The following is a 12,612-nucleotide window of genomic DNA, read 5'->3' on the forward strand; positions in this document are numbered from 1 at the left end:
AACTAAGTGACTATATAATGAGCAAAACAGAGCTATACGCGGATCTTAACCGCGACTTTCAGGCAGTAATGGCAGGTGAAACCAGTTTTCTCGCTACCCTGGCAAATACCAGCGCGCTGCTGTTTGAGCGCCTTTCGGGCGTCAACTGGGCGGGGTTCTATCTGCTGGAAAACGACACGCTGGTGCTGGGGCCGTTCCAGGGGAAACTCGCCTGTGTGCGGATCCCGGTTGGACGCGGCGTCTGTGGTACGGCGGTCGCGCAGAACCAGGTGCAGCGCATCGAGGACGTTCATGCGTTTGACGGACACATCGCCTGCGATAGCGCCAGCAATGCTGAAATTGTGCTGCCTCTGACGGTAGACAATCAGATAATCGGCGTGCTGGACATTGATAGCACGGTATTTGGCCGCTTTACCGAAGAGGATGAGCAAGGCCTGCGTGAGCTTGTCGCGCGGCTTGAAACCGTGCTTGCAACGACGGATTACAAAAAATTCTTTGCGACCGTTGCAGGATAATCAACGGATAACGTAGCAATTACTGATGGCGTCATTATAATGACGCCTGTTCATGCCTGCGGCTTGTTGGCTACGTCCGTTGTAATCAGGAAATTTCATGGAAAATCAACCTAAGTTGAATAGCAGTAAAGAAGTTATCGCGTTTCTGGCCGAACGTTTTCCACAGTGTTTTAGTGCGGAAGGCGAAGCGCGCCCGCTGAAAATTGGCATTTTTCAGGATCTGGTAGAGCGTGTTGAGGGCGAAATGAACCTCAGCAAGACACAACTTCGTTCCGCTTTACGTCTTTATACTTCAAGCTGGCGTTACCTGTACGGCGTTAAGCCGGGCGCAACGCGTGTCGATCTCGACGGCAACCCTTGCGGTGAGCTGGATGAGCAGCACGTTGAACATGCGCGTAAGCAGCTTGAAGAAGCGAAAGCACGCGTCCAGGCGCAACGTGCGGAACAGCAGGCGAAAAAACGCGAAGCTGCCGCTGCGGCAGGCGAAAAAGAAGACGCTCCGCGCCGTGAGCGTAAACCGCGTCCTGCGCCACGTCGTAAAGAGACGACTCCGCGTACTCCTCGCGCTGAAAAACCGGCGGCTAAAGCACCACGCGCACCACGCGAAGAACAGCATACCCCGGTGTCTGATATTTCAGCGCTGACGGTAGGGCAGTCACTGAAGGTGAAAGCAGGCAACAATGCGATGGATGCCACCGTATTAGAAGTCACCAAAGATGGCGTCCGTGTGCAGCTGAATTCGGGTATGTCTTTGATTGTACGCGCAGAACACCTGGTGTTCTGAAACGGAGGCCAGGCCTGGCATGAACACTTTTTTTAGGCTTACCGCGTTAGCTGGCTTGCTTGCAATAGCAGGCCAGTCCTTCGCCGTCGATGACATTACGCGCGCCGATCAAATTCCCGTTCTGAAGGAAGAAACGCAGCATGCGACCGTGAGTGAGCGCGTGACTTCGCGTTTTACACGTTCCCACTATCGTCAGTTCAATCTGGATCAGGCGTTTTCGGCAAAGATTTTCGATCGCTATCTTAATCTGCTCGACTACAGCCACAATGTGCTGCTGGCGAGTGATGTGGAGCAGTTTGCGAAAAGCAAAACTGTCCTCGGCGATGAGCTGCGTACAGGTAAACTGGATGTCTTCTATGACCTCTATAACCTGGCGCAAAAACGCCGTTTCGAACGTTATCAGTACGCGTTAAGCGTGCTGGAACGCCCGATGGATTTCACCGGTAACGACACGTTTAACCTTGACCGCAGCAAAGCGCCCTGGCCGAAAAATGAGGCTGAGCTGAACGCGTTGTGGGATGGCAAGGTGAAATTCGACGAACTTAGCCTGAAGCTGACGGGCAAGAACGATAAAGAAATTCGCGAAACGCTGACGCGTCGTTACAAATCTGCGATTCGCCGTCTGGCGCAAACCAACAGTGAAGACGTGTTCTCACTGGCGATGACCGCATTTGCGCGCGAAATCGACCCGCATACCAACTACCTTTCTCCGCGAAATACCGAACAGTTCAATACTGAAATGAGCCTGTCTCTGGAAGGTATTGGCGCGGTTCTGCAAATGGACGATGACTACACGGTCATCAACTCGATGGTTGCCGGCGGCCCGGCGGCGAAAAGCAAGGCGATAAGCGTAGGCGATCGCATTGTAGGCGTAGGCCAGACGGGGAAAGGAATGGTTGATGTGATCGGCTGGCGTCTTGATGACGTGGTGGCGCTGATCAAAGGGCCAAAAGGCAGCAAAGTTCGTCTTGAAATTCTGCCTGCCGGTAAGGGCACGAAAACGCGAACCATTACGCTGACGCGCGAACGCATTCGTCTTGAAGACCGCGCTGTTAAAATGACGGTGAAAACGGTCGGTAAAGAGAAAGTCGGCGTGCTGGATATTCCGGGGTTCTATGTGGGGCTGACGGATGACGTCAAAGTCCAGCTACAGAAACTGGAAAAACAGAACGTGAGCAGCATTGTTATCGATCTGCGCACCAACGGCGGCGGCGCGCTGACCGAAGCGGTTTCGCTGTCCGGTCTGTTTATCCCGTCTGGCCCGGTTGTTCAGGTTCGTGACAACAACGGTAAAGTGCGTGAAGACGCCGATACCGATGGCGTGGTGTATTACAAAGGCCCGCTGGTGGTACTGGTCGATCGCTTCAGCGCATCCGCGTCGGAGATTTTTGCCGCGGCGATGCAGGATTACGGGCGCGCATTGATTGTCGGTGAACCGACTTTCGGTAAAGGCACCGTACAGCAGTACCGCTCTCTGAACCGTATTTATGATCAGATGCTGCGTCCTGAATGGCCTGCGCTGGGCTCCGTGCAGTACACCATTCAGAAATTCTACCGTGTTAACGGCGGCAGCACGCAGCGTAAAGGCGTCACGCCGGATATCGTCATGCCGACGGGGAATGAAGAGACGGAAACCGGCGAGAAGTTTGAAGACAACGCCTTGCCGTGGGACAGCATTGATGCGGCAACGTACGTGAAGTCAGATGATTTAACGCCGTTTGGCCCGGAACTGCTGAAAGAGCATAACGCGCGCATCGCGAACGATCCTGAGTTCCAGTACATCCTGAAGGACATTGCCCGTTTTAACGCGATGAAAGATAAGCGCAATATCGCCTCTCTCAATTTCGCCCAGCGCGAAAAAGAGAATAACGAAGACGATGCTCTGCGTCTGGCGCGTATCAACGATCGGTTTAAACGTGAAGGCAAGCCGCTTCTGAAGAAACTGGACGATCTGCCGAAGGATTATAAAGAGCCGGATCCGTATCTGGATGAAACGGTACGGATAGCGCTGGATCTGGCGCATCTTGAGAAAGAGAAGCCCGCGGAGCAACCCGCAACCAGCAAATAGCGTCAAGCAGGCACAAGAAATTGTGCCTGTTTTTTTAACAAGCGCATTAAGCCGTCAGTCTTATGCAACAAAATGTAAAGTTGTGTCTTTCTGGTGACTTACAGCCCGCAGATGCTTGAAAATAGCCACAAGACCCATACGATGTGGGTATCGCATAGTGCGTTTTGTTAAGTTGAGGTTAAAAGAAAATTATGATGCGAATCGCGCTCTTCCTGCTGACGAACCTGGCCGTGATGGTCGTTTTCGGGCTGGTGCTGAGCCTGACAGGGATACAGTCAAGCAGCGTACAAGGCTTGCTGATTATGGCGCTGCTGTTTGGTTTTGGTGGTTCCTTCATTTCGCTGCTGATGTCCAAATGGATGGCGTTAAAGTCCGTGGGTGGGGAAGTCATTGAGCAACCGCGTAATGAAAGAGAACGCTGGCTGATGAACACGGTGTCGACGCAGGCGCGTCAGGCCGGAATCGCTATGCCGCAGGTGGCTATCTATCATGCGCCGGATATCAACGCGTTTGCGACCGGCGCGCGCCGTGATGCGTCGCTGGTTGCGGTGAGCACCGGCTTGCTGCAAAACATGAGCCCGGATGAAGCCGAAGCCGTTATCGCGCATGAGATCAGCCACATCGCTAACGGCGATATGGTCACCATGACGCTGATTCAGGGGGTTGTGAACACCTTTGTGATCTTCATCTCGCGTATTATCGCGCAGATCGCCGCGGGCTTCCTTGGTGGAAACCGTGATGAGGGTGAAAGCAGCAACGGCAACCCAATGATCTATTTCGCGGTGGCGATGGTTCTTGAACTGGTGTTCGGGATACTGGCAAGCATTATCACCATGTGGTTCTCACGTCACCGTGAATTCCATGCGGACGCCGGTTCTGCGAAGCTTGTCGGACGTGAAAAGATGATTGCCGCGTTGCAGCGCCTGAAAACCAGCTATGAGCCGCAGGAAGCCAACAGCATGATGGCGTTCTGCATCAACGGCAAGTCGAAGTCACTGAGCGAGTTGTTCATGACTCACCCGCCGCTGGATAAGCGTATTGAAGCGCTGCGTAGCGGCGAGTACCTGAAGTAAGGCGGTATGCCTAGCATTCTAAAAAAGCGCATCAGATGATGCGCTTTTTTTTACGCTACGGAGCGGGGTTGAGTGATGCGCAAACCGCTGATAATGGCGGCTACGGTCGCCAGGATGCCCGCCGTCATCAGGGAAATATGCGTACCGTTGTCCGCAAACTGATTCAACATGAGCGCAACCAGCGCCGCGCCGGTACTCTGGCCCAGAAGACGCGCCGTGCCCAGCATCCCGCTGGCCCCTCCGCTGCGATCGCGTGGCGCGGAGGTGATAATCGTGTGGTTATTGGGCGACTGGAATAAGCCAAAACCGGCTCCGCAAAGGATCATCGGCCAGATGATACTGATATCTGACGGCGAGGCTGGCAGCAGCATCAGCGCAAAAAGTCCTGTGGCCATAATTATCAGTCCTGACGCGCCCAGCAGCCCGGCATGAACCCGTTCAATTAAATAGCCCGCCAGCGGCGCCATCACCATTGTCGCCAGCGGCCAGGGCGTCAGCAATAACCCGGTCTCGACTTCGCTACGCCCCAATACCGTTTGCAGATAGAAGGGAAGGGAAACCATCGCCAGCATCTGCGCGCAGAAAGAGCAAATACTGGTGCAGATCGACAGAGAAAAGAGCGGAATACGCAGTAAGTCAATCGGTAACAAAGGCACCGGTAGTGAGAGCTGGCGGCGAATGAAGAAGAAACCGACGACAAGCATAACCGCCAGTTCTGCGCCAATCAGCGTTAAAGGTTGCCCCTGTGCGAATCCGCTGAGAGCGGTGATCAGCAAGCCGAAGGTTAAGGCGTTCATCACTGCGCTGGGCAAGTCGAAGCGCGGTTTGGCGCTGCGAGCGCTGTTTGGGGGTAAGAAACGCATAGCCAACAGCAATGCGATAATGCCTAACGGAACGTTAATCAGGAACAGCCATTTCCATGACGCTATCGACAGGATTGCTGCCGCAATGGTCGGCCCCGCAGCCGATGACACCGCGACGATGAAGGAGTTGATGCCCATTCCGCGCCCAAGGTGGCGTTGCGGATAGATAAGTCGGATCAGCGCCGTGTTCACGCTCATCAGCGCGGCGCCGCCAAACCCCTGCGCGACGCGCGCAAGCGTCAGCATTTCCAGGGAGTCCGACAGCGCGCAGAACAGTGACGAAAACAGGAAAATGACCAGGCCGTATTTATAGATGCGTCGATAGCCGAACATGTCTCCCAGAAATGAGAGCGATAAGAGAGAAACCACGATCGCGATTTGGTAGGCGTTAACAACCCAGATCGATCGGGCGGCGGACGCCTGGAGATCGGTTGCAATGGTAGGGAGCGCGACATTCGCGATTGCGCCATCCAGCACGGCCATCGAGATACCAATAATGATGGTTAAAATGGCGCCGTAACGCTGGGGTAATGGCAGGCCATCGGCCTGGATTTTGTCCATAGAGAGTCAATATCTTTCGGGGGATTATGATCAGAGTAATGATTTTAGCATTGATATCGCGGGGTTATGTCGCAGATTTGTAACTAAGTAAGCAAAGATGGATTGCGACCGCCATGACGTGAAATTATAATAAAAACCGGTTCTGATTTTTATAAAACACTCGCAATGAGGTGATAAATGGCTATCGCAGATCTGGATAAACAACCTGATTCTGTTTCTTCTGTGCTGAAGGTTTTTGGCATTCTGCAAGCGCTGGGTGAAGAGCGCGAAATAGGGATCACCGAGCTGTCGCAACGTGTCATGATGTCAAAAAGCACCGTTTATCGCTTTTTACAAACGATGAAAACGCTGGGTTATGTCGCGCAGGAAGGTGAATCTGAAAAATATTCGCTGACCCTGAAATTGTTTGAGCTGGGCGCCCGTGCGTTGCAAAACGTTGATCTGATCCGTAGCGCTGATATTCAGATGCGTGAAATTTCCCGTCTGACCAAAGAGACAATTCACCTCGGTGCGCTGGATGAAGACAGCATTGTCTACATTCATAAAATCGACTCCATGTACAATTTGCGCATGTATTCCCGCATTGGCCGCCGTAACCCGCTGTACAGCACCGCAATCGGTAAAGTGCTGCTGGCATGGCGCGACCGCGATGAAGTCAAACAGATACTGGATGGCGTGGAGTACAAACGTAGCACCGCGCGCACGATTACCAGCACCGAGGCGTTACTGCCGATGCTGGATCAGGTGCGCGAGCAAGGGTACGGCGAAGATAACGAAGAGCAGGAAGAAGGCCTGCGCTGCATTGGCGTGCCGGTGTTCGACCGTTTTGGCGTGGTGATCGCCGGTCTGAGCATTTCGTTCCCGACGCTGCGTTTCTCCGAAGAACGTCTGCATGAGTATGTCGCTATGCTGCACACGGCAGCGCGTAAAATCTCTGAGCAGATGGGTTACAACGACTATCCATTCTGAGGTGAGCGCGCCCTGAGCCGTTCAGAAGCCAGCCGGTAGAAGATACCTGCTGGCTTTTTTATTGCCCTGAAAGGGGGCAGGAGAGTGGTTTCTCCCGCCAGAAAACGCATTAAAAAGGCATAACCACGTTATGCCTGATATTTATGCAGATGAATGGATGTGATGCCAGATTAGCCGTTATCGACCACCACGGCGCTTTTTCTGAATACAGGACAGTCTGACAGACCAATGATGCCACTGTCAGTATGGACATATTGCGCTGTACTGGTGCCGCGAGCGGTCAGATATTGACATTGCAGACCCAGACCGGCGGCGTTCTCCTTGCTGCCAATCAGAACCCCATAGCCACTGAGCAATAAACCAATCCATACCAGAGCAATCAAAACAATCGCGCGAATGATCAAACGCATTACTACCTCTTTTCTTTTTTTGGTTAGAATAAGGGTAGCCTGAACGCCCACTGAAACAAGTGTATCATTCCTAAAAGTATATAATGTCGCTCCAGTTAGTTCCGGTTTAGATAACGCGTGGTAATTTGATGGCATAAGATGTGGATGCGGAGAGCGGAGTGAAAAAGTTTCGGTGGGTAATCCTGATTATTGTTGCGTTGGTATGTCTGCTGCTGTGGGCGCAGGTGTTCAACATAATGTGCGATCAGGATGTACAATTTTTCAACGGAATTTGTGCCATCAATAAATTTATCCCCTGGTGATAGCATTTTTACAACAGTTGATTACCTTCCCGTGTAGCAGTGGTAAAATACGGCGTCTACATTGAGGTGGTAACATGAACGAAGTTCTGAATTCTGGCGTACTGACTTTTACGTCTTTGATTGTATCGGTGGTGGTTCTGATTGTCGGGCTGGTCCTGTGGTTTTTTGTGAACCGGGCAAGTTCAAGAACAAATGAGCAGATTGAGCTGCTTGAAGCGCTGCTGGATCAGCAAAAGCGGCAAAATGCCTTGCTACGCCGTCTGTGCGAAGCTAACGAGCCTGAAAAAGTCGCTGAGGCCGAGTCTGAAGCGAAACCTCAGGAAGAGGATGACGATATCATCCGTCTGGTCGCTGAACGGTAACGACAAGCAGAGACAGGATGCGCGTCTGCCAGCCATTCCTTCAGGCAGGCCCATCCTGTTTTCATTAATGTAACCCTGTGTATACCAGGTCTGTTATTTCATTGATCATTTAATGCTTTAACTTAATCTCTCCTTAAATATATTTATCCATACGCTAATAATGTGATTATGTCGCTTTTGTGATAGCGATCGTTTTTATTAATAGCGAAACGTTTCTCTCACTTTTTTTGTGCGTTGTCATCATTCTTTCATTATTTTGGTGCACAACCAAAGCACGTATTGGCTATCAGTGAAACGGATGAAAAATGGTCGAATACTTCGCATTTTTAAACAATATTGGTTTTTTTGCGTTGTGACAATTTATGCATTACAAAGCATAAAAAGTGATATCTGTTTACCGTATCGATAAGATCAACGCATGACCTGGAACAACCGAAGTTATTGAGCTATGGTAGAAAAGCCGCTGTACGGGCGTAAGCCTGTCGAAAGGCGCCTGGAGAAGCGAGAATATATCGTCGGGAACTGTGCCGCATAACTGTGCAGTTGATCTTTGATATCTCTCTGGATTTGTGCGACTGATCGAGACACGTTTAAAAATGGCTTGCCATAATTAACGTTGTATGTGATAACACGTTTTGGGTTAAACGAGGTACAGTTCTGTTTATGTGTGGCATTTTCAGTAAAGAAGTCCTGAGTAAACACGTTGACGTTGAATACCGCTTCTCTGCCGAACCTTATATTAGTGCCTCAAGCAGTAATGTCTCAGTTTTATCTATGTTATGCCTGCGGGCGAAGAAAACACTCTAAGGAATTTTGCAAATGGCAAAGATTAAAGGTCAAGTTAAGTGGTTCAACGAGTCTAAAGGTTTTGGCTTCATTACTCCGGCTGATGGCAGCAAAGATGTGTTCGTACACTTCTCCGCTATCCAGGGTAACGGCTTCAAAACCCTGGCTGAAGGCCAGAACGTTGAGTTCGAAATTCAGGACGGCCAGAAAGGTCCGGCTGCTGTTAACGTAACAGCTATCTGATCGACACCACTGATTTGAAGCGCCAAGGCGCATCAACCTCAGATATAAAGCCTCGCCAGTGCGGGGCTTTTTAATTCAGGTTCCTTCAAAATATTTCTGAATACACTCCTGTTAGCGCTTTGTTGCAAAGCCGCGATGTTCGTAGCATTGTTTTTCCCGCTTTCCCTCGTCAATTCCCGTTAAATCAATCACCTGAAAAACGACCTTGCTGGAGACCAGGTGAAAAAGAAAAGCGACGGCGCCGTGCGTAATTTTGCTCCCATCCGTTTTGTTCTGCTGTGCGTGGCGATTTTGCTGAGCATGGGGTTATTGCTGGGACGCGTGGCGTGGTTACAGATCATCACGCCGACAAATCTGGTTAAACAAGAGGACAGGCGTTCGTTACGTGAGGTCACCACGGCGTCGCCACGCGGCATGATTACCGACAGAGAAGGGCGTCCGTTAGCCGTTAGCGTGCCGGTCAATGCGGTCTGGGCCGACCCGAAGACGATCGTCAGTAAAGGCGGCGTGGGGTATAACCAACGCTGGCAGGCGCTGGCGCAGACGCTGCATCTTTCACTGACTACGCTGGCTGAGCGGGTAAACAGCAATCCTGCCGGGCGGTTTATCTATCTGGCGCGCCAGATTTCGCCGCAGCAGGCCGAATGGATCGATAAGCTCAATCTTCCTGGCATTAACCTGCGTGAAGAGTCCCGGCGTTTTTATCCGGCAGGGCATGTGGCGGCTAACCTGATTGGCTTTACCAACATTGACGGGCAGGGGATTGAGGGGATTGAGAAAAGTTTTAATGCCCAACTGACGGGGAAACCTGGTTCCCGCCTTGTTCGCAAAGATAAGTTTGGTCATGTCATCGAGAACATAACCGAAACAAATCCTGTGCCGGCGCATGAGCTTCAGCTCAGTATTGATGAACGTCTACAGACTGTGACGGAGGATGCGCTGGATAACGCCGTCACCTGGAACAAAGCGGAGTCCGGCGCGGCGGTACTGGTCAACATCGCGACGGGGGAAATTTTGTCGATGGCGAGCTTCCCGGACTTTAATCCGAATAACCGGGAAGGCGCCGTGCTGGATGATTTTCGCAACCGTGCCATCAGCGATACCTTTGAACCGGGTTCTACGGTCAAGCCGCTGGTGATCATGACGGCGCTTCAGCAGGGCATTGTCCAGCCCGACAGCGTGATTGATACGCATCCGTTTAATCTTGACGGCCACCGGATTCGTGACGTGGGGTATTACCCGGAGCTGAGTTTGACCGGAATCCTGCAAAAATCGAGTGATACCGGCGTGTCGCGTCTCTCGCTCGCTATGCCGGTTCAACGACTGCTGGATACGTATAAAGGCTTTGGCTTTGGGCAGTCTACGGGACTGGGACTCACCGGGGAGAGCAGCGGCTTACTGCCGCAGCGTCGTTACTGGAGCGATCTGGATCGGGCGACGTTTGCCTTCGGGTATGGTCTGATGGTGACGCCGCTCCAGCTGGCGCACGTATATGCCACCATCGGCAGTTTTGGTATCTACCGACCGCTTTCCATTACGCGTATCGATCCGCCCGTTGTGGGGACGCGTGTGATGCCCGCCGAACTGGTGCATCAGGTTGAGCATATGATGGAGAGCGTCGCGCTCCCCGGCGGGGGAGGAACCAAAGCCGCAGTCAGAGATTATCGCGTGGCGGTAAAAACCGGTACGGCGAAGAAAATCGGCGATGACGGTAAGTATGTTGATAAATACGTGGCCTATACGGCGGGCGTGGCTCCGGCCAGCGATCCGCAGTTTGCGCTGGTGGTTGTGATTAACAATCCGCAAAACGGATCTTACTATGGCGGCGCGGTGTCGGCGCCGGTGTTCAGCCAGATTATGGGCGATGTTCTGCGCCTGGAAAACGTTAAACCGGACGGTATGCCCGCCGACTCCGACCACCTGTTAGTGATGCACGGCAACCGCCTGTCGTCCCCCTCGCTGTAAGTTATTTTCCCGGGGCGCAATTCGCGTTACACTTGCGCCCTAAAATTACCGGCCGGAGTTGTCATGTCGTTTTCTTGTCCCCTTTGTCATCAGCCACTTGCGCAGGTGAAAAACAGTTTTATCTGCCCACAACGGCATCAGTTTGATGTGGCGAAAGAGGGATACGTCAACCTGTTGCCCGTGCAGCATAAACGGTCACGGGACCCGGGCGACAGCGCCGAAATGATGCAGGCGCGTCGGGCATTCCTTGATGCCGGGCATTATCAGCCGTTGCGCGATGCCATCGTCAGGATACTTGCCGAACGGCTGGACGAGAATGCAACGTCGATTCTGGATATCGGCTGCGGTGAAGGGTATTACACGCATGCCTTCGCCGAAACGCTGGCGTCAGGCACCACATTTGGTCTGGATGTCGCGAAAGTCGCCATTAAAGCGGCGGCGAAACGTTATCCGCAGGTGACGTTTTGTGTGGCGTCAAGCCATCGTCTGCCTTTCGCCGACGCCTCTATGGATGCGATTGTCAGGATTTATGCACCCTGTAAGGCTGAAGAGTTAGCGCGAGTGGTAAAACCGGGGGGGTGGGTAATTACCGTTACGCCGGGGCCGCGCCATCTGATGGCGCTAAAAGGGCTGATCTATGATGAAGTGCGCTTACATGCCCCGCATACTGAGCAGCTTGAAGGGTTTACGTTGCAGCAAAGCATGGCGTTAGGGTATGAGATGCGGTTGAGTGGTAATGAGGCCGTTGCGTTGCTCCAGATGACGCCTTTCGCCTGGCGTGCAAAACCTGACGTATGGGAGCGGCTGGCGGCTTGCCAGCAGTTTGATTGCCAGACGGATTTCAGCCTTCACATCTGGCAACGCGAGCGTTAACCGTGGAAGTGTGTCCAGAGGATCTGGGCGCCGATACCGATAAGTACAGCCCCGCCAAGAATTTCCGCCCGTTTGCCGAGCAGCGGGCCGATAAAGCGCCCCACCATGATGCCTAGCGTGGACATGATTAACGTGGCACAGCCGATAGCCAGCGCGGTCGCAATAATGTTCACTTGCAAGAACGCCAGACCGACGCCAACGGCCATCGCATCCAGGCTGGTGGCGATAGCGGTAGTGACCAGCAGCCAAAAACTGTGGCGGCGTAACGGCTCGTCATCTTCGTCATTACCGCCACGAACGCCTTCGATAATCATACGAATCCCCAGAAACACCAGCAGGATGAACGCAACCCAGTGATTCCATTCCAGTACGAATTTACTGGCCAGCATACCCAGCCCCCAGCCGATCAGCGGGGTGAGCGTTTCAACCGCGCCGAAAATAAGGCCGGTGCGCAGGGCTTCGGAGAATTTAGGTTTGTGTAGCGTGGCGCCTTTACCAATCGATGCCGCGAAAGCATCCATTGACATGCCGAAAGCGAGAAGAACAGTTGCGGTGATATTCATAACAGCGTCCTGACCGGGGTTCCATAAAACACATCACTGCCCCCAGCGAACATGCATACCTGAACATGGCGTTCATAAGCTATGCATAGCAGTTGATGTGCATATGGTCTCGCCTGACTGAAAATAGAGTGATATCAGTCCGTACGCGCCACGTTTTTCAACGAGTATGTTGACACGTACATTTCCTGAGTCTGGAAATCGGCTACTCCCCAAATGACGGCGCAACATTAACATATTTTGAGAATATAAAACAACAATGGAGAAATATTATTTGA

Annotated in this window: 14 protein-coding genes; 11 read left to right on the plus strand and 3 right to left on the minus strand. The window is 52.4% G+C overall.

Annotated elements, in window-relative coordinates:
- Positions 1 to 17: 17 nt before the first annotated feature.
- The 4 genes from msrC to htpX all read left to right on the plus strand — a co-directional run bounded on the left by msrC (position 18) and on the right by htpX (position 4,440).
- Positions 18 to 515 carry a free L-methionine (R)-S-oxide reductase MsrC gene (msrC, locus tag OGX81_RS19215; RefSeq protein ID WP_012132036.1) on the plus strand — a complete coding sequence of 166 codons (498 nt, stop codon included), beginning with the start codon at positions 18 to 20 and terminating at the stop codon, positions 513 to 515.
- A gap of 97 nt (positions 516 to 612) precedes the next feature.
- Complete coding sequence (gene proQ / locus OGX81_RS19220) at positions 613 to 1,299, plus strand: RNA chaperone ProQ (protein ID WP_012132037.1); 687 nt, start codon at positions 613 to 615, stop codon at positions 1,297 to 1,299.
- A gap of 19 nt (positions 1,300 to 1,318) precedes the next feature.
- Positions 1,319 to 3,367: a carboxy terminal-processing peptidase gene (prc, locus tag OGX81_RS19225; protein ID WP_012132038.1), complete on the plus strand. Its 2,049-nt coding sequence runs from the start codon at positions 1,319 to 1,321 to the stop codon at positions 3,365 to 3,367.
- 191 nt (positions 3,368 to 3,558) lie between these two features.
- Positions 3,559 to 4,440 (plus strand): protease HtpX, encoded by an 882-nt coding sequence (gene htpX / locus OGX81_RS19230; protein ID WP_104868550.1) that lies wholly within the window; start codon positions 3,559 to 3,561, stop codon positions 4,438 to 4,440.
- 50 nt (positions 4,441 to 4,490) lie between these two features.
- Here htpX and OGX81_RS19235 read toward each other — a convergent pair whose 3' ends face one another.
- Positions 4,491 to 5,864 (minus strand): MFS transporter, encoded by a 1,374-nt coding sequence (locus OGX81_RS19235; RefSeq protein WP_047463223.1) that lies wholly within the window; start codon positions 5,862 to 5,864, stop codon positions 4,491 to 4,493.
- A gap of 177 nt (positions 5,865 to 6,041) precedes the next feature.
- Between OGX81_RS19235 and kdgR the strand changes: the two genes are divergently transcribed.
- Positions 6,042 to 6,833, plus strand: a complete 792-nt coding sequence (gene kdgR, locus OGX81_RS19240) for a DNA-binding transcriptional regulator KdgR (protein WP_012132042.1) — start codon at positions 6,042 to 6,044, stop codon at positions 6,831 to 6,833.
- 170 nt (positions 6,834 to 7,003) lie between these two features.
- Here the strand turns inward: kdgR and OGX81_RS19245 are convergent, their stop codons facing one another.
- Entirely contained in the window at positions 7,004 to 7,243 is a 240-nt protein-coding gene (locus OGX81_RS19245; RefSeq protein ID WP_024130264.1) for a YobH family protein, read from the minus strand.
- Positions 7,244 to 7,401: 158 nt separating this feature from the next.
- Here OGX81_RS19245 and mgrB point away from each other — a divergent pair, with 158 nt between their 5' ends.
- The 6 genes from mgrB (at position 7,402) to rlmA (ending at position 11,774) form a co-directional block, all read left to right on the plus strand.
- On the plus strand, positions 7,402 to 7,545 hold the full coding sequence (gene mgrB, locus OGX81_RS19250) for a PhoP/PhoQ regulatory lipoprotein MgrB (RefSeq protein ID WP_024130265.1): 144 nt from the start codon (positions 7,402 to 7,404) through the stop codon (positions 7,543 to 7,545).
- A 74-nt stretch (positions 7,546 to 7,619) separates the two neighbouring features.
- Positions 7,620 to 7,907, plus strand: a complete 288-nt coding sequence (locus OGX81_RS19255) for a YebO family protein (protein ID WP_012132046.1) — start codon at positions 7,620 to 7,622, stop codon at positions 7,905 to 7,907.
- Between the two features lie 663 nt (positions 7,908 to 8,570).
- Positions 8,571 to 8,714 (plus strand): DUF2627 domain-containing protein, encoded by a 144-nt coding sequence (locus tag OGX81_RS19260; RefSeq protein WP_001537930.1) that lies wholly within the window; start codon positions 8,571 to 8,573, stop codon positions 8,712 to 8,714.
- A 12-nt stretch (positions 8,715 to 8,726) separates the two neighbouring features.
- Entirely contained in the window at positions 8,727 to 8,936 is a 210-nt protein-coding gene (gene cspE / locus OGX81_RS19265; RefSeq protein ID WP_001062678.1) for a transcription antiterminator/RNA stability regulator CspE, read from the plus strand.
- Between the two features lie 219 nt (positions 8,937 to 9,155).
- A complete protein-coding gene (ftsI2, locus tag OGX81_RS19270) occupies positions 9,156 to 10,901 on the plus strand; it encodes a peptidoglycan DD-transpeptidase FtsI2/PBP3(PARA) (protein WP_104868551.1) in 1,746 nt (581 codons plus the stop codon).
- A gap of 63 nt (positions 10,902 to 10,964) precedes the next feature.
- Positions 10,965 to 11,774: a 23S rRNA (guanine(745)-N(1))-methyltransferase gene (gene rlmA / locus OGX81_RS19275; RefSeq protein WP_049010382.1), complete on the plus strand. Its 810-nt coding sequence runs from the start codon at positions 10,965 to 10,967 to the stop codon at positions 11,772 to 11,774.
- Here the strand turns inward: rlmA and mntP are convergent.
- Positions 11,771 to 12,337, minus strand: a complete 567-nt coding sequence (gene mntP / locus OGX81_RS19280) for a manganese efflux pump MntP (protein ID WP_012132050.1) — start codon at positions 12,335 to 12,337, stop codon at positions 11,771 to 11,773. The genes rlmA and mntP overlap by 4 nt on opposite strands.
- Positions 12,338 to 12,612 lie beyond the last annotated feature (275 nt).

Source organism: Citrobacter sp. CK206, assembly GCF_030333125.1.
GTDB lineage: Bacteria > Pseudomonadota > Gammaproteobacteria > Enterobacterales > Enterobacteriaceae > Citrobacter_B > Citrobacter_B koseri.